21 protein-coding genes and 1 tRNA gene are annotated in these 16,351 nt (G+C 62.3%); 9 read left to right on the top strand and 13 right to left on the bottom strand.

What is annotated here, in order from left to right; translation table 11 throughout:
• Positions 1-32 precede the first annotated feature (32 nt).
• From IEW02_RS07405 to IEW02_RS07395, 3 genes are all read left to right on the top strand, one after another.
• Positions 33-108, top strand: a tRNA-Arg gene (locus IEW02_RS07405).
• A gap of 212 nt (positions 109-320) precedes the next feature.
• On the top strand, positions 321-488 hold the full coding sequence (locus IEW02_RS07400; RefSeq protein ID WP_188544196.1) for a hypothetical protein: 168 nt from the start codon (positions 321-323) through the stop codon (positions 486-488).
• Between the two features lie 36 nt (positions 489-524).
• On the top strand, positions 525-716 hold the full coding sequence (locus tag IEW02_RS07395; protein ID WP_188544195.1) for a hypothetical protein: 192 nt from the start codon (positions 525-527) through the stop codon (positions 714-716).
• 1,728 nt (positions 717-2,444) lie between these two features.
• On the opposite strand, the gene IEW02_RS07390 is transcribed toward IEW02_RS07395, so the two are convergent.
• From IEW02_RS07390 to IEW02_RS07370, 5 genes are all read right to left on the bottom strand, one after another.
• Complete coding sequence (locus IEW02_RS07390; protein WP_188544194.1) at positions 2,445-2,645, bottom strand: hypothetical protein; 201 nt, start codon at positions 2,643-2,645, stop codon at positions 2,445-2,447.
• Between the two features lie 6 nt (positions 2,646-2,651).
• Positions 2,652-3,929, bottom strand: a complete 1,278-nt coding sequence (locus IEW02_RS07385; protein WP_188544193.1) for a phage major capsid protein — start codon at positions 3,927-3,929, stop codon at positions 2,652-2,654.
• A gap of 21 nt (positions 3,930-3,950) precedes the next feature.
• Positions 3,951-4,502 (bottom strand): HK97 family phage prohead protease, encoded by a 552-nt coding sequence (locus IEW02_RS07380; RefSeq protein WP_188544192.1) that lies wholly within the window; start codon positions 4,500-4,502, stop codon positions 3,951-3,953.
• A 292-nt stretch (positions 4,503-4,794) separates the two neighbouring features.
• Complete coding sequence (locus tag IEW02_RS07375; protein ID WP_188544191.1) at positions 4,795-5,067, bottom strand: hypothetical protein; 273 nt, start codon at positions 5,065-5,067, stop codon at positions 4,795-4,797.
• Positions 5,068-5,498: 431 nt separating this feature from the next.
• A complete protein-coding gene (locus tag IEW02_RS07370) occupies positions 5,499-5,843 on the bottom strand; it encodes a hypothetical protein (protein ID WP_188544190.1) in 345 nt (114 codons plus the stop codon).
• Positions 5,844-5,931: 88 nt separating this feature from the next.
• On the opposite strand from IEW02_RS07370, the gene IEW02_RS25330 reads away from it, so the two are divergent.
• Positions 5,932-6,054, top strand: coding sequence for a hypothetical protein (locus IEW02_RS25330; RefSeq protein WP_268236714.1), 123 nt, complete (start codon positions 5,932-5,934; stop codon positions 6,052-6,054).
• A gap of 160 nt (positions 6,055-6,214) precedes the next feature.
• On the opposite strand, the gene IEW02_RS07365 is transcribed toward IEW02_RS25330, so the two are convergent.
• From IEW02_RS07365 to IEW02_RS07350, 4 genes are all read right to left on the bottom strand, one after another.
• Positions 6,215-6,688 (bottom strand): hypothetical protein, encoded by a 474-nt coding sequence (locus IEW02_RS07365; protein WP_188544189.1) that lies wholly within the window; start codon positions 6,686-6,688, stop codon positions 6,215-6,217.
• Positions 6,689-6,701: 13 nt separating this feature from the next.
• Positions 6,702-7,412 (bottom strand): hypothetical protein, encoded by a 711-nt coding sequence (locus IEW02_RS07360; protein ID WP_188544188.1) that lies wholly within the window; start codon positions 7,410-7,412, stop codon positions 6,702-6,704.
• A 253-nt stretch (positions 7,413-7,665) separates the two neighbouring features.
• Positions 7,666-7,824, bottom strand: coding sequence for a helix-turn-helix domain-containing protein (locus tag IEW02_RS07355; RefSeq protein WP_188544187.1), 159 nt, complete (start codon positions 7,822-7,824; stop codon positions 7,666-7,668).
• Positions 7,825-8,095: 271 nt separating this feature from the next.
• Positions 8,096-9,295 (bottom strand): tyrosine-type recombinase/integrase, encoded by a 1,200-nt coding sequence (locus IEW02_RS07350; RefSeq protein WP_188544186.1) that lies wholly within the window; start codon positions 9,293-9,295, stop codon positions 8,096-8,098.
• A 401-nt stretch (positions 9,296-9,696) separates the two neighbouring features.
• On the opposite strand from IEW02_RS07350, the gene IEW02_RS07345 reads away from it, so the two are divergent.
• The 3 genes from IEW02_RS07345 to IEW02_RS07335 are packed head-to-tail and all read left to right on the top strand — an operon-like array spanning position 9,697 to position 10,590.
• Positions 9,697-9,993 (top strand): hypothetical protein, encoded by a 297-nt coding sequence (locus IEW02_RS07345; protein WP_188544185.1) that lies wholly within the window; start codon positions 9,697-9,699, stop codon positions 9,991-9,993.
• Positions 9,994-9,996: 3 nt separating this feature from the next.
• Entirely contained in the window at positions 9,997-10,296 is a 300-nt protein-coding gene (locus IEW02_RS07340) for a hypothetical protein (RefSeq protein WP_188544184.1), read from the top strand.
• A 3-nt stretch (positions 10,297-10,299) separates the two neighbouring features.
• Positions 10,300-10,590, top strand: coding sequence for a hypothetical protein (locus tag IEW02_RS07335; RefSeq protein ID WP_188544182.1), 291 nt, complete (start codon positions 10,300-10,302; stop codon positions 10,588-10,590).
• Positions 10,591-10,733: 143 nt separating this feature from the next.
• Here the strand turns inward: IEW02_RS07335 and IEW02_RS07330 are convergent, their stop codons facing one another.
• From IEW02_RS07330 to IEW02_RS07320, 3 genes are read right to left on the bottom strand one after another with little or no spacing between them, the layout of a single operon-like run.
• Positions 10,734-10,967, bottom strand: a complete 234-nt coding sequence (locus tag IEW02_RS07330) for a hypothetical protein (RefSeq protein ID WP_188544180.1) — start codon at positions 10,965-10,967, stop codon at positions 10,734-10,736.
• 13 nt (positions 10,968-10,980) lie between these two features.
• A complete protein-coding gene (locus tag IEW02_RS07325; RefSeq protein ID WP_188544179.1) occupies positions 10,981-12,165 on the bottom strand; it encodes a fatty acid desaturase family protein in 1,185 nt (394 codons plus the stop codon).
• A gap of 28 nt (positions 12,166-12,193) precedes the next feature.
• Positions 12,194-13,234 carry a ferredoxin reductase gene (locus IEW02_RS07320; protein ID WP_188545207.1) on the bottom strand — a complete coding sequence of 347 codons (1,041 nt, stop codon included), beginning with the start codon at positions 13,232-13,234 and terminating at the stop codon, positions 12,194-12,196.
• 226 nt (positions 13,235-13,460) lie between these two features.
• Between IEW02_RS07320 and IEW02_RS07315 the strand changes: the two genes are divergently transcribed.
• A complete protein-coding gene (locus IEW02_RS07315) occupies positions 13,461-14,087 on the top strand; it encodes a TetR family transcriptional regulator (protein WP_188544177.1) in 627 nt (208 codons plus the stop codon).
• A 53-nt stretch (positions 14,088-14,140) separates the two neighbouring features.
• Complete coding sequence (locus tag IEW02_RS07310; protein WP_188544175.1) at positions 14,141-14,956, top strand: alpha/beta fold hydrolase; 816 nt, start codon at positions 14,141-14,143, stop codon at positions 14,954-14,956.
• Here IEW02_RS07310 and IEW02_RS07305 read toward each other — a convergent pair.
• Entirely contained in the window at positions 14,953-16,269 is a 1,317-nt protein-coding gene (locus tag IEW02_RS07305) for an MFS transporter (RefSeq protein ID WP_188544173.1), read from the bottom strand. The genes IEW02_RS07310 and IEW02_RS07305 overlap by 4 nt on opposite strands.
• Positions 16,270-16,351 lie beyond the last annotated feature (82 nt).

The following is a 16,351-nucleotide window of genomic DNA, read 5'->3' as shown; positions in this document are numbered from 1 at the left end:
CGTATGACCGTTAGACTCACCACGCCCCATACGCCTCCGTAGCTCAGGGGATAGAGCAAAGGCCTTCTAATCCTTTGGTCGCAGGTTCGAATCCTGCCGGGGGCACCATGTTTTACGTTGTCTCGCAACGCTTTTCGGGTTTCGGGCCAGCGACGTTGCACCCGACAGGCAATAAGCGGCTACTACCGATCGTAGTAGTGTCTGCTCGGCGCGTGTCGGTCGTTCGAATGACAGTCGACCGAATGACAACCCCAGTGAAGTCTCGACACGCGCCGCTGGTGTACAACGGCACGACCGGTTTGTCTGGAATAATCGAACACATGACCGAACAGGCACCGATGGACCGACTGAAGCAGCTTGCACAGGATCTCGAAGACGAGAGGATCGCCGACGAATTCAATGCTCGGATGCGGGAGGATGCGCGTCTGACTCCCGAGCAGCGTGAGCAGAAGTATGGCAAGTGGGTTCCGATGGACGAACCCGATTAATCCACACGGCCGGACGCATCGGCGCATGATCGGGCGATGACGACTAAGACGTGCGACATCTGCGGTAAGACTCACAACCCGGCTCGGTGCGCTGAGTGTGGCGGGACTCTGGTCGGCGGCGAGCACGGCAGCGCCATCACTCACGTCGAGGGCGGCGGCGTGTTTGCTGTCGATCCATGCCCGCCGAGTGTCTACGGCACCGACAAGAGCACAGCCGAACAGCGCTGAGATTCCCGGTCGACCTACTGCGGAATTGTCCTCAGTTGAGGCCGATCCTTTACCTTTCGGGGCCAGGTGAACGCTCGGCCGGTCGATTCGGGACGGATACGTGCGCGTCGGAGCTGGTCGGGAGTACTCTTGTGTACCAGCGTTTGTAGCATATCCGGAATCACTTTTCGTCGATTCTACTTTGAGACTGGTTTCGACCCCGGAAACCAACTCGACGACGGCTCGCTGACCTGGGCCTTAAGCCTCTGACCTGGGGTTTCTAGGGTGCTTCTCTCAGATATCGTCAGAATTTCAGATCAGAGAGAGAGGAAAAGGGCGCGAGACGGGGTCGTCTTCCCCTCTGCGCCAACGCATTTCATGGCCCCCCCCACGTTCGAGCCGTCCGATCATGCTGCGCGACTGCAGAATTCGGATCCGGCCTCCGTTCGAACAGATGGTAAAGCCGATGGTCAAGCGATGCTAAACCGATCTGGTCGACGTGATGGGGTGCGCGGGTCCGGTCGGGGCAGGTGGTCGACGCTGCTGCTCGGGGCACTCACTGTCACGGGGCCATCGTCCTCAGATTCTCAATTGCATTTGCACGTCAGCACCACGGCACCGGATCTGCTCGGGGTCTGCGTGCCAGGGCATCGGTTCTCGTGTCTCAGCGTTGCAGTCAGAGGGCAGTATGGGGACGCTCGGCCGACGCGCTCACCTAGGCAGGCACTCACACCAAGTCGGCACGTAGGTAGGTGCTGCTGCCTACCTCTGCTGCCATGCCTGTCTCAGCGCTGGTGATCGTAGACAGCGATGCGACTCTGCTCTGCTTCAGCGCGTGCGACGTAGGCTACGAGCGTGTGGTGGCCAGGTGCGTTGCGACACTGGGCAATTCGAGGGTGACCACCAAGGCCAGCGCTGTCGACACAGAGCATCGAGGATTTGACCATGGCGCGCTTGGGTTGTGGGGCAACGATTGTCGGCGCTGCAGCGGGCACCACGGGGGCAGGTAGCGCTTGCTGTGGTGGACTCATCGGACGAACAGGTCCAAGTCCACGACGGGTGTTGCAGACCCTGTGGGAGGGTGCCAACGCGCTTGTGTCGCTTGGGTCGTCGAGCAATTCCATCGGGATCAAATGGTCGGCGCAAAACTCCATTTTGGAATTACGGGGCGCATTCTCGGGGATCTCTGTTCCGCACAGATGACAGATCACGATTCCCTGTCGATAGCACTCGGCTTTGAACTCCTGTGCTGCCTTGCGCCATGCGTACGTGCTGTGGTTTGCCATCGTCATCTCTGTTCGTCGAAGTGGTTGCGGATTAACGACGACCGGCCCCCTGCTCGAATCCTCATGCGGGCAACGGGGGTCGCACAAGGATGAACAGAGGGCCGGTCGCGGTTCGGTTCGAGCGCGGCTAGGGGGAGGTAAGCCCCGGCGCTGCTTCGAACCTATCGAACCTTGAGTCGGCCGGGTCGGGGGTCGGCGCCAGCAAGGTTCGAAACTGTTGGAGCTGAGCACGGTCCGGGTCACATCCCAGACGAGGAAACCCCCGGACCGTGCTAGCTGCGTGCCGTGCTGTGCGGTCGTGCGCGATGGGCAGGAGTTCCGTTCGCGCACCAGCATGGACTTTGGTTGCCCACCTCACTTACCCAAGGTGCTCGCCAGGGGCAGGCGTGTGGATCTTCGAGCGGTCGCGTCGGTGGCAATTTCGTCGAAAGCACCTGACAGCTCGAAACTCATGTGCCCGTTGTCAGTCGGGCAATTTCTGAACCAGCTTGCTCGGGTCGGCGGTCGGGCTGTCCGGGAGAGCGCGCCAGGTCGAAACCGGTATGCCTTCCCGTGTCCCTCGGCCGCTTGACATCTCGGCCAACTGAGCCTGTCGTCGGGCAACCTCGGCGTCGAGCCAGTTGCCCCCGCCGAGAAGCTTTCCGAGACCGTTGATTCCGAACATGACGGCCTACAGAATTCCGTTGTCGACCACGAACGCTGTCGGGTGCGCGAGCTGCACGTCGATCCGGAGCGTGGCCAGGAATGCCGTCTGCCCGGTGTCGGCGTAACGCTCTGTCAGCACTCGGATCTTCAGATCGGATCGGACACCTACGAGCACCTGCCGGAAGTCGCCGCTCACGATCTGGGAGGCCGTGGTCGAGGTTCCGGTCGTGAGGTTCACCGGAATGTTGGTCGAGGTGAGGATCGGTGCCAGCGTGCTCGGCGCGTCCAGGTAACGGCCCTGCGAGTCTTTCAGCAGAGCCAGGTTCGTTGCCGTGCGCGGGGACGCGATGTGCGCGGTCGGTTCCCAGTTGTTCGCCCGGATGACTCCCTCGGCAGAGATAAGCCAGTCGTAGTTGCTCAGTGCCGTTCCGTTGGCCCCGTGAGCGACCTGCAGGACTCCGGCCGTGTTGGCGATACCGGTCGGGTTGCTACCTGCGCCTGTGCCGTAGAGGGCTGCTTGGTCGAGACCGGCCGCGATCTGAGCGGAGAACGACTGCTCGATCACGTTGCCGACGCTCGGGTCACTGTCGGCCAGAAGCTCGTTGCTCACGAGGATCAGGCGTTCGAACGACTTTGCCTGCAGCGTAACGGCATCGAACGCGATGTCTTGCGGGACTCGCTGTTCACCCTCGGCATAGAATCGCGCTGCGCCTTCGTTGGTGATGCGAGGAATTTTGCTCGTGGCCGACTGCATCGGGACGATGGTTGCGCCCGCCTGCAGCACTCGAGCCTGAGCGCGCGCCACGTCGATCACGCTGGCAGCAACCGGGGTCGGTACCAGGACTCCACCGGCCGACTGTGTGGATTCGACCAAAGCACGTTGCTCATCCGGAACTCCGCTCCAACCGACGGCCAGACCTCGGACGATCTGGTCGAGCGTGATGCCAGCGCGCTCGGTGCGGCCGTTGTCATGGTTCCACTGCGTGAGGGTCTGGTCACTGCGGAGAGTGAGAGCACCCTTGAGGGAGGGCTTTTCGTCGCGGACCTCGGTGCGGAAACCACCGGGTGCCCCGTCCTCGAAGCCGACCTTGCCAGCGGCGAAACCGTTCTTCACGGACTCGGCGCGTGCTTCGATCTGAGCCTTTCGGGCGGTCGCTTCTTTCAGTCCGGACTCGAGCGTGTCGAATCGGTCAGCGCTCTCGCCGGTCAGATCCTCACTGCGGGTTGCCAGTTCGGTTGCCTCGGTGCGAGCTTCGGCGATGTAGCTTTTCAGCTCCGCCAGGTTCATCTTAGAGATCTTCATAGTTGTTGTCCTAGATATGTTTTAGAGGTCCAGGAGTCGAAGCCGGCGAGCGGCCTGCTCTGGAGAAATGACGTTGTCGGACTGCGACCGTGTGCCCAGAATGACGGCCCCGGAGTAGGCACCGAAGTTCACTGCGGAAACCTCCGCCAGCGCAATCTCTGTGATGCTGCGAGCGCTGCGGTTCGAGGTCCACGTCTCGGCGATCACGCGCATTCCGACGCTCAGCGCATCGAGCGCGCCATCGTTGATCAGCTCCAGAACTTCGTCGCCTGCCTGCGTCTTCGACACCCGGAACTCACCGTAAAGCCCTGCAGCGTCTTCCCTGAGAAGCGTTGCGCGGCCTAGTGGCATCGAGCGGGCGTCGTGCTGAGCGAGGAATTTGACGCGGTCTCCACGCTCGGCAATCGTCTTGGTGAACGATCCCCGACGGATGGTCTCGGTGAACCGGAAACCGTGCTCGGCGATGTCAGCGGGTTGATCGAACGGGGCACAAATTCCCACGACGGTACGCCCGTCCGATCCCCGGAGTTCGAGGTCGACGGGTGCTGCGCGATGAACGATGTTGGAGGACATGGGTATCCGTTCGAGGACGTGGATTTGTCACACGGTCTGCTTCGAGAACGGCCCTTGATATGCGCTGCGGCCCTGTGACTCTTGTCGGCAAGGCGCTTCTTCGCTGGTGAGCGTTGCTGCGGCGCTGGCGATTCCCTACAAGCTCGTGATGAGCGTGGTCGGGGCGACCTGCTGGTTCGAATGTTACTCGAGGTTTTGCGGTTCCGCCCGACCCCCGAGACAGCAACCCCGGAGCACCTTTCGCGGTAGGTACCCCGGAGCCGCTGAGTTCGATTCTGCGGGGTCGAGATCGTCAGTCGGTGCCGCCGCCCTCGGTCAGCTCGGAAATATCGTCAGGAGCGCTTGGTAGCACGTGCAAGGTCGCGTCGGCGATGCCCTGTTGGTCGTCGGCCAGCCATTCGGAGTCGACCACGGCGTAGACGATTCCGGCTGCTGAGAACTCGACATCGTCGCCCACCTGTCGAGCGCTGGTACCCGGATTGTCCGCGATCTTCTGTCGCGATTCGTCGTCCAAGCTATCGAGACTCTGCTCCAGAACTTCTCGCAGTTTCTCTGTGAAAATCATTGTGATCCTTTTCTCTGTCGGTTGAACTCTTCCCAGGAAATTTGTTCTTCTCCTCGGTCGACTCTGCTCGCGTTATTCCGTAGGAATTCTCTCTCCAATTCGATCTGCTTGTCCAGAAAGAATCTCTGCTCTTTGAACTTGGGTGCTTTCTTTGTTCCCCTGCTCATCTTGTCTCTACTCTCAGCTCGTCGCGGATCTGGTCGGAGATCCTGTATCGGAATTTGCCGTCGGCGGTCGCGCTGGCCTTGCCGACTTCGCCCAGACTCTCGAGGTGTGCGAGGACGGTTTCCACGCGCTTCGTCGTGACGTTGGGCCGTAGCCGAACCAATCCCACGAGCACTGAAACCGCCAGCGGGCCATGGGCATCGAGCAAGGCGAGGGTCTGAGACTCGATATCACTGCGTACACGATATCCGTTGTGCAACATCGTTTTACGCAGCGATCCAGCGTCGACGAGCTGCGGTCGGGTCTTTCGCGGCGATCAGTCCGCGCTCATGCGCTTCGATCATCCGGCGCTTGGCCCCGCTCTGGGACAGGCCCAAGTCCCCGCGCATGATTCGGGTGAATTCGGCCATCGACATCCCCTCGGGTCCGGCCGTTGCCACGATGTCTCGCACGTCGTCGAGCGGGCGGCGTTCCTGCCTCAGGCGTTCGCGTTCGAGGTCGACAAGCTCGGCGGCGATCAGGTCCGGTAGCTGTGTCCTCAGCGCGTCGATCACACTGCCGTCGTCGGTCAGCGCGGTCTGTAGCGCTTCTCTGAATCTGTTCTGTGTCATGATTTTTGAGCTCTCTGTGTTGCGTGCAAATGTGGCTTTTTGGGGTAGACTCTCGGGGGTCGGCAACGTCTCACTTGGAGGTAGGCACATGTCCGCACCAACCCTCGAACGACCCACCAACTCGGTCTCGATTCAGTACTTCGATCCAGGTCAGGTCACAGGGGTCAATCCCCGGACCGGTATCGCGTACTCGGTCATCTCACGGGTCTAGCTCGACCAGCACACTCGAAACGGCCCTCAGTTGATTCTGGGGGCCGTTTTCGTGTGTCCGGGCATTCCTAGACAACTTGGGCGTCCAGGTCGCTGTGCGTGGACGCTGGGCGGGCGGAATCGGCGTGCGGTTCGTCATCTTTGGCGCAAAACAACCCGTATCAGTTCTTCCACGGCTGAACGACCTTCGCTATCGGAGGCAGTGGGGGCGGCACGATGTCAGCGCTGCCTTGCTCCTGTACCTGCGATAGCCATTGCTGCACAGCGTCTTTGGCTCGGGCGATGATCTCGGACACTCTGCGAGAGTCGTCCGGATCGAAGTATTTGAGGTCCGATCCCGGTCGAAATCCCGGCGCTGCTCCCACGGCAACCGCCATCGAGGGATACGGAAACAGTCCGGGCGGGTAGTTGGCACCGATCTCAGCGCAGATCTCACGGAAGATGTACGACAGGAGCGCTTGCCTGCTCAGTGGTGATCCTGCACGCTCTCCCGACGTGTCCGGCGTCTTCCACGCTGCGTAGATTCCCGTCGAAATGTATTCGCGAAACTCTGCGTCCGGTTTTCCTTTCAACGTCTGTCCCGATTTCTTATCCGGTTGCCGGAGTTCTAGCTGTAGATCATCGAGTGTGTTCACGGTATTTCACCTTTCAGAAGATGTAGGAAATAGGCTCGGGAGCCTTGAATTGTTCGAGCTGTGCGAGTTCTTTTTCTTCGTCGTCCGACCGACGGTCCTTGTCCATGAGTTGCTTGTATAGAGCGCGGTTCTCTCGGTTCAAGTATCCGTAGTCGTAATCGTCTTCGTTCTCTCGGACATCTTGTTTCTCGTCGTCTGTGAGCGCGTTCCATTCGTTCTCACTGAATCCGAAATACTCATCGCTTTCGTCGTTGGGGTTGGTGGCGCTGTCTCCCCCGTCATCCCGGTTTTCCGGCGAGACGGAGGACGAGCCCTCGGCGAGGCCCGACGGCGAAGCCGGGGTAGTAGTACGGCCTTCTTTAGTTAAGGCCTTCCTACCCTTCCTAACGGAGTGACCGTCACTGGTTACGGCCGACTTGTGACCGTCACCGGTGACTGTGCTTGACCTGCACTTCCACGTGTCAGGACACATCGAATGATCCCCGCGCCCGTGAGCTGCTTTCTGCCTGCCGGATTCGAGGCCGCGCTCACGTTGGTCGGCCGTCTTCTGCTCGGGTGCCCAGTCGATGGTCCAGCCGTCGTCGTCGGCAACCGCGAGTCCGTGGTCGACCAGAATGGCGACAGCAGAGCGCGGATCGTCGTGCGAGAGAATTGTCCGCAGCGCAATTTTCGGAATACGGCCGTCGGTTCTCGCTTTCGCGCTCCAGGTCCGCAATTCGAGCAATACCAGCGCGGCCCCGACACCCTCGGGCGTTTCGAAGAGTGTCAGATTCCGGTCGAAGAATTCCGCTTCGAGGTTTGTTCCGAAACTCATGTCTGAGCCGCCCTTCGTGTGCGCGCCAGCATGCGGCGAACTACCGGCGGCAAGTTTTTGTCGTCCTCGTCGTCGTCGTTCAGCTCGGCCAATTCCGGATCGAATATCGGCGGCGCTTCATCGGGGTATCGAGTGCCGTTCACTTGCCCCTGAGAGAGCACGGTCAGGCACCGATCCAACGGTCTACGTTCTCGGGCTTGATCCGAATTGCGCGGCCGACGCGGGACACTGCCAAGTCTCCCAACGCAATTGCGCGCCGGATCGTGTCCTCGTGGATCTGCAGGTTTTCCGCCACCTGAGCGACGGTGAGAAATGTTGCCATGGGTTTGCCGTTCGTGAATGCCGGGGGTCACGTGCGACGCTGAATTGCGAGGATGACCGGACCGGCTCGTACCTGCTAGAAGCTACTCCGAGATTCTGGGATCTGCACGTGCCCAAAGCATTAGGCCAGGTGGTTTGGTAAACGCCATTCAGACGAAAACTAGAAGGCCAGGTGGTACCCGGAGTGCGTTATACGTTCGTTACCGACATTTGAGAGCGCGATCCACAGGCAGCAATACGGCGACGAATTCAACTGCGGAATATTCCTCAGTTCACATTCGGTCGAGCTTGTCGGCGATCTCGGCGTCACGGGCGGCGGCGGCGTGCTGGTACTGGAGGGCCTGGTTTGGTGTCGTGTGACCGATCCGGCTCATGAGTTCCTTCGTCGTAGCGCCGGTTTGGGCTGCCAGAGTCGCGGCGCTGTGGCGTAGTTCGTGCGGCCTGAGATCCTGCGCCACGTACGGATTGACGCCGTCCGGGAACAGGGCCGGGTCGATCAGCTTCCCAGCGGCACCGACAGCGCGTCTCAGCTCCCAGTCCGTCTGATAGCCCTCGGGACCGCCCGCGCCCGGGAACACAAGCGCGTCGGGCCGTGGGTCTGCCAGCGTGGCAATGTGGGCCAGCAACCCGGCACGGATACGGCTCGGCACCGACACGTCACGGACACCGGCCTCTGTCTTGGGAGCGCCGACGTAGTACACACCACTGCGGTACGTCACAGCCCGCTCTACGTGGATCACCGACGCGTCGGCGGCAATGTCTCTGCGGCGCAACCCTTTCAGCTCCCCGGCTCGAAGTCCGCACCAACCCGCGACGGCAACGGCGGCTCTCAGCTCCTCGGCGGTCGCATTGATGAGCGCGGTCAACTGAGGCGCTGTCAGAGCGCGAATCTTACGAACTCGTCTGGCGTTCATAGCCTTTCGCTCGACTGCCGGGTTCGTCTCGATCAGTTGCTCGTCCACGGCGTCCCGGAGAACCGAGTGCAGGAGTCCGTAGGCATGAGCGCGGCGCGTCGGTCGGCTCGAGTCCAGCGCGGCGTACCAACTACGGACGGCGGTCACGCTCAGCGCTGAGAGTGGCAGCGCACCGATACTCGACTCGGCGATTGTCCGTTCGATCAGCTCCTCGTACCCTTTGCGCGTCCGGGGAGTCAGCGTGCGCTCAGCGACTCGTTTCCGGGCGTACTCGGTCACGGTCACGCTGCTGGCCACTTTCCGGTCGGCCTGCTCGATCACCTCGGCCGGGTCTTGCCACGTACCGGCGTCGATCTGAGCTTTGACCGAATCCAACCAACCCTCGGCGCGGCCCTTGTGTTGAAACGTCGCGGTTCTGCTCGTTCCGGTACCGGGAGTGCCTTTCGGCGGGTGGTAGAGCTTGCCGTTGTGGGTGTACGAGGCTCTGTACCGACCGCTCGGCTTCAGCTTGTAGATCCGACCCCACTGTCGGCGGGCACGGGGCTTGTCGCTGGCCATGACGGTTCCTCCTGCTGGTACATAGCCTGATACAGACGCTGCCGACCCGGCAACTGACCGAGCAATAAGAGTGCTGAGTCCTGCAGGTTCGAGCATACTTCTGCAGACTCACTATCGGCTGTACCTGCAGCTAGAGTCGCGTCTACCAGCACAAACAGTGTTGGTGTCGGCATTTTCGAATCCTGCCGGGGGCACCACGATTACCACTCGCTGTCGCCGCCGAATGACGGAAAGAGTGGAACACCAGTAGCCGTTTTTCGTACCGGAAGTCGACGCTGGTGGTCCATTGCTCGGGCGCCTTGGTCGTTTAAACTCAAACTAGTTTGCACGTGTAACGAATATCTCAGCGAACCCGACAAACCGATCGTCATGTTTCGTCGCTAGAGCACCTGGGAGTTCGAATGACACGCACGATCCGTAATGCAGCAGCATCCGCCACCATCATCGCGGCCTCCGTCGTCGGAGTTGCGCTCGCCGGGGCCGGCACCGCCTCCGCAGCCGTGGAACCGTCGAAGGGCGGGCCCATCTATTACGAGAGTTTCGGCATAAGCTTCGACCCAGACGCCGTCTCGTGCGCAGATCGCGCAGCAGCGAATCGCGCACGCGGCGATATCATTCTTCTTGACTGCAAAACAATCGGATTCGGTTTCGACAGCAACAAGAATCTGATCGGTATCAACGTGAGCTTGGGGAGCTGAGCCATGCACTCACTGAAACGCGCCGCCGCCGTTGCCCTCGTCTCCGCAGCCGGCGCCGCCGGAATTGCACTGGCCGGGGCCGGCACCGCCTCCGCAGCCGGGGAACCGTCGAAGGGCGGGCCCATCTATTTCGAGAGTTTCTCCACGCTTTCCATCGACCCCGACGCCGTCCCCTGCTCCGAACGTGCGGCCGCCAACCGCGCTCGTGGCGACATCATTCTGGTCAACTGCGTGTCTCGCCCGATCATCTTCGGGACTGACACAGTCGACCTGATCGGTATCAACGTGAGCTTGGGGAGCTGAGCCATGCACTCACTGAAACGCGTCGCCGCCGTTGCCCTCGTCTCCGCAGCCGGCGCCGCCGGTATCGCGTTGGCCAGTGCCGGAACTGCCTCGGCTGCACCCACTTACATCGGGCCGCTGTACTACGAGAGCACCGAAGCAGGGATCTTCGCCCCGTCACCGTGTCGACAGGCTGTGACAGCGGAGCGAGCCGACGGGAACATCATTCTGATCGATTGCGCACCCGACAACCCGTGGTATTTGTTCCGGCCGCCGCACGAATTACGCGTCGGCATCGACGTGAACGGGAGCTGACGACCGGACCCAACGACACATTGGGTAGCAAATGTGGACCGAACGTCACATTGGGTCCGAAACAAAAGAACAACAGAACACCAGAAAGCCCGATGGCGCACCCGGCCGAAACCGGATGCGCCATCGGGCGTCGGTAGCGAGACTCAGCCTCGCCGTTCCTCGAAATCCCCGTCGATCACCTGGAAGTGCGGGCCGTCGTTCTGAGCCCGCCGGGATGCTTCACGCATCTCGATGCCGTCGGTGATCAGATCGCCGATTTCGCGGGTCACGTCCACGACCGCTGTCGCGATGATCACCGCGATCCGACCGACGTGCGCAGCCGTCGACTCGGTGAGCTCTTGGATGGTGTCCTTGTTGCGCTCGAACTTGCCGACCATGATCGAAAACCTCTCAGGCTGCGACTTTTTGGCGTTCGATGATCACGCCGGTTTCCTTGTCGGGTCCGGTGAAGCGATCAGGAAGCGCCATCTTGAAGATCTTGCCCCACACTGTACCGACCTGGTGGAAGAAGCCCCCGGTGTTGTACGGGAGGTCGTACTTCTCGCAGAGCGCGCGGACCTCGGGTGCGATCTCCGGGTAGCGGTGCGCCGGCAGATCCGGGAAGAGGTGGTGCTCGATCTGGTGCGAGAGGTTGCCGGACATGATGTGGAACAGCGGCGAACCTTCGATGTTGGCCGAGCCGAGCATCTGACGCACGTACCACTGACCGCGGGTCTCCTCGGCGGTCTCTTCCTCGGTGAATGTCTGGACGCCCGTCGGGAAGTGGCCGCAGAAGATGATCGAGTAGGCCCACAGGTTGCGCACGATGTTCGCGGTCGCGTTACCGACGAGCGTCGGGACGAACAGCGGTCCGGTCAGTGCCGGGAACACAATGTAGTCCTTGAGGACCTGCCGGCCGGCCTTGTGCCACCAGCCGATCATCAGCGGTTTGACGTCGTGCCACTTGCGCTTGCCCTGGATCACGTTCTCGGCTTCGAGATCGTGGAGCATCACGCCCCATTCGAAGAACGTCATCAGCAGGAATGCGTACAGCGGGTTGCCCAGGTAGTACGGGTTCCACTTCTGGCCCTTGTCCATTCGCAGGATGCCGTAGCCGATATCGCGGTCCATGCCGACGATGTTGGTGTAGGTGTGGTGCATGTAGTTGTGCGAGTGACGCCACTGATCGGCGGGGCACGCGGTGTCCCACTCGAAGGTGCGCGAGTTCAGGCCCGGCTCACGCATCCAGTCGTACTGGCCGTGCATGACGTTGTGGCCGATCTCCATGTTGTCCAGAATCTTGGACAGGCTCAGGGCGCCGACCGCGGCGAGCCACGCCGGCGGGAAGAAGCTCAGGTACATCAGACCGCGGCCGGTGACTTCGAGTCCACGCTGCGCCTTGATGATCTTGTAGATGTATTCGCGGTCCTCGTCGCCGAGCGAGGCGACGGTGCGGGCGCGCAGCTCGTCGAGCTCACGTCCCAGCTCCTCGACGTCCTCGTAGGACAGGACGACCGGGCCGCCGGTGCCCGGCTTGTCGGCGCGATCGGAGCCACCGCCGACGAACGGTAGGAAATTGAGAGAAAGTCCGAACATGGTTCCTCCTGGATGTAGGTGGGGTGGTTCAGATGTCGATGTCGACGTCGCCGACGGGAACCGACACGCAGAGCTGAATATGCGAGTCGGGATCGGAATCGATCTCGCCCGACTTGACGTTCTTGGTGCAGCCGGACTTCTTGACCGACGTGCAGGTGAAGCAGATTCCCATGCGGCAGCCGTATTCCGGTGTGAGCCCGGCTGATTCGGCCTGTTCGAGCAAGGTGCTGCCGGAATTCTCCGCGGTGACGTCCGATCCGGAGAACGAGACGGTTCCGGTGGCGTCCTCGTCGGCCACGGCGGGCGTCGTGACGAACTCCTCGGTGTGCAGAAGCTCGGAGAGGCCGAGGTCGTCGAAGATGCCGGACACGCCCTTCATGAGGCCGGGAGGCCCACACAGGAACGTGTGCGCATCGGTGTGCCACGGGGCGACGGTTCCCAGGTGCTCGGTGTCGAAGAACCCGTGCAGGTCGCCGCCCTGATCCTGGTCCGTGTACGCGAAGTACACGTCGACGTTGTCGTTCTGTGCCGCAATCGATTCGAGTTCCTGCCGGTACGGCACGTCCTTCTCGGTGTACGCGTAATGCAGGAACGCGATGCGCCCGGCGTAGCCGTCGTCGACCAGGGTGCGCAGCATCGACATCACCGGGGTGACACCGCTGCCACCGCTGATCAGCAGGACGTTGTCCGGCAGGGGCGAGGGAAGTGTGAACGTTCCCGACGCCTGCTCGAGGCTGACGACCAGGCCGGGTACGGCGTTCGCATTGAGGTGCTGGGAGACGATGCCGTCCTTCTGCGCCTTGATCGTCAACTCGATCTGGCCGTCGGAACGACGCTGCGAGCACGCAGGCGAGTAGCACCGCGTCTGACGGATGCCGTCGACCACCACGCCGATCTGCACGAACTGGCCGGCGCGGAAACCCTCCCAATGGCGGGTCGGCCGCAGCGTCAGCGTGACGGTGTCCGGAGTCTGACGGCGAACCTCGGTGACCTCGGCTCGCATGTCGTCGACCGAGAGCATCGGGTCGACGAGTTCGAGATACCGGTCGACGCGATGAGGAGCGGTCATCGCCTCGAACAGTGACAGCAGTCTGCTGCGCCGCCGTGACGGCGATTCGGGAGCGAGAGTCACTTCAGCCTCCTTCTCGTTTCAGTGCACACCCGTGCACTCGAATGAGTGTGTCAGCCCGTACCTGGTAATTTCAATGCCAATGTGAGCACCGTCACGCACCCCGACCTGGTGTGACGGAGGGAGGGCTCACAACGTTTGGGTGTACACGCATACACTCGTCACCATGGCCGAGACCGTCAGTCGCGCGGAGCGTAAAGAGCGCACCCGGCAGTCGTTGGTCGACAGCACACTCGAGCTCATCGCCGAACGCAACTTCGCCAGCGTCAGCCTGCGCGAGGTGGCCCGCACAGCCGGCATCGTGCCCACGGCGTTCTACCGACACTTCGCGTCCATGGAAGACCTGGGCATCGCGGTCGTCGAGGACAGCATGCGGGTTCTGCGGCACATGCTTCGTGACGCGCGCCGCCAACCGTCGACCAAGAACGCCCGTGAATCTCTCGCCATCCTCGTCCGGCAGGTCCACGCCCACGACGACAGATTCCGGTTCCTCACGCGCGAGCGGTACGGAGGCGTCGTCGAAGTCCGGCGCGCCATCGACACCGAGCTTCGACTGCTGGTCAGTGAGCTCACCATCGACCTCTCACGGATGCCGGGACTCGACGGTTGGAGCGTCGACGACCTCGAGATGTGCGCGAGCCTCATCGTCAACTCGATGTTGGCGACCGTCGTCGATCTGCTCGACCTCGCACGTCCGGGCAGCGCCGCCGAGCGCGAGATCATCTCGCGCGCCGAGCGTCAGCTGCGCGTGATCATGCTCGGCATGAGCAAATGGGAACCGCGAGCGGGTTGAGGCCCGGCCGGCCTCCGGCCTTCCCGCCGGCTGATCGGGTCTAGCCTGGGGTTGTGCGCATTCCGCTTGGCGACCTGACATTCGACGTCGACACCCACGGACCCGACGACGGCACGCCGGTGGTGCTCCTACACGGGTGGCCTGCGACGTCGGCCAGCTGGAATGGCGTCGTGGACGCGCTGGCGCCCCAGAAGCTTCGGCTGATCGTGCCGAATCAACGCGGCTACTCACCCGACGCGAGACCGACCGCAGTCGACGACTACCGACTGGACCACCTCGTCGACGACGTCATCGGCCTCCTGGACTTCCTTAAGATCCCCGCGATCACCCTCGTCGGTCACGACTGGGGATCGGTGGTCGCGTGGGCCGTCGCTGCTCGTCATCCCGACCGGGTGAACAGCCTGGTCACGGTCTCGGTCCCACATCCCGGAGCCTACGGGTGGGCGTTGGCCGAAGACGAGGACCAACGCCGGCGCGGGAGCTACATGAAGCTCCTCCGTCAGCCGGGTAAGGCCGAAGACGTTCTGCTGGAGGACGATTGCCGTCGCCTCCGCGCAATGTTCGACGGCGCCCGCGACCCCTCGATCGTCGACGCGTACCTGCCGGTGGTCGGCACTCGTGACGGCCTGACCGCCGGGCTCAACTGGTATCGCGCCATGACGAAGGACTTCGCGAACCTACCCGCGGTGACGGTTCCGACCACGTTCGTGTGGAGCACCGGGGACACCGCGATCGGCCGCGCCGGGGTGGAGCGGTGTCACGAATGGGTCGACGCGGAGTACCGCTTCGTCGAACTCGACGGCAGTCATTGGGTTCCCGAGGACTCCCCCCGCGAGGTGGCTGCAGCCATCGTCCACCGAATCGGTTAGGTCCGCGCCAGGTCCCCTTGTGGCGCAGCGACTTTCAGGATGGCGGCCAAGCCCAGCGCCAGTACCAGCACGATTCCGAGAATCCCGGCTCGGTCGGCGTCGAAAATGAACACGAAGAATCCGAAGAGCACCGGCGAGAGGAACGACACGGCCCGCCCTGTCGTCGCGTAGAGCCCGAACATCTGACCTTCGCGTCCTGGCGGGGTGATGCGAGTCAGGAACGTGCGGGCGGACGACTGCGCCGGACCGACGAAGACACACAGCATGAGTCCGAAGATCCAGAACATCGTGGGACCGGACACGGCCAGCAAAATCAACCCGGCCACGATCATGAGCGTCAGCGACCACACGATGACCTTTTTCGGCCCGACCCGGTCGTCGATCCGTCCCGCAAGGATTGCCCCGATCGCTGCGACCACGTTGGCGGCGACACCGAACAACAGGACGTCGGCCGATCCGATGCCGTAGACCGACACCGCGAGAACGGCTCCGAACGTGAACACACCGGCGAGCCCGTCGCGGAACAGCGCGCTCGCGAACAGGAAGTAGACAGTGCGGCGATCAGCGCGCCACAGTTCTTTCAGGTCCCGGCCCAGCGCTTTGTACGACTCGACGATGCCGGGTCGCTTGACCTTCGCAGCGGTCGCCGGCAACTCGGGGACGGCGAAGAACACGGGAATCGCGAACGCCGCCAACCACACTGCGGCCACGAGCGCGACGACTCTGATGTTGAGACCACCGTCGGTGGTGATGCCGAGCAGACCTCGGGTGTCGCCGTCGCCGACGATGAACCCCAGATAGCAGATCAGCAGCAGCACGATTCCGCCGAAATAGCCCATGGCCCAACCGAAGCCGGATACTCGACCGATGTTGTCCGGCGTCGACACCTGACGCAGCATCGCGGTGTACGGCACCTGCGCCAGTTCGAAGAAGATCGACCCGAGTCCCAGCAGGACGAGTCCGAGCCAGAGGTAGTGGTAGTCGTCGCGGACGAAGAACAAGCCGGCCATGGTGGCGACGGTCAGCGCGGTGAGTACGAACAGCGAGCGCTTTCGGGTCCCGCTGTTGTCCTGCTGGCGTCCGGTCAGCGGTGCGAGCAACGCGACGAACACGCTCGCGATGCCGACCGACCAGCTGAACCAGCTCGTCGCCGAGACGGAGCCGGGGAGGTCGTCCCCCACCGCGTCGGTCAGATAGACCGAGAACACGAAGGTGAGGATCACGGCGTTGAATGCGGCCGATCCCCAGTCCCACAATCCCCATGCGGCGACCTGACGTTTGGAGGTCGCCACGGCGACAGCGGCTTCGGCCATTCCTGGAGCTTATTACCCCGACGCGCATCGGCGTCGTGTTCAACGGGTTGCATAGGCAACTCGTTGCATACATACTTCGATC

The sequence above is a fragment of the Rhodococcoides trifolii genome (assembly GCF_014635345.1).
Lineage (GTDB): Bacteria > Actinomycetota > Actinomycetes > Mycobacteriales > Mycobacteriaceae > Rhodococcoides > Rhodococcoides trifolii.
Note: the sequence above shows the minus strand (reverse complement) of the source record. Positions and strands in the feature narration are given on the sequence as shown.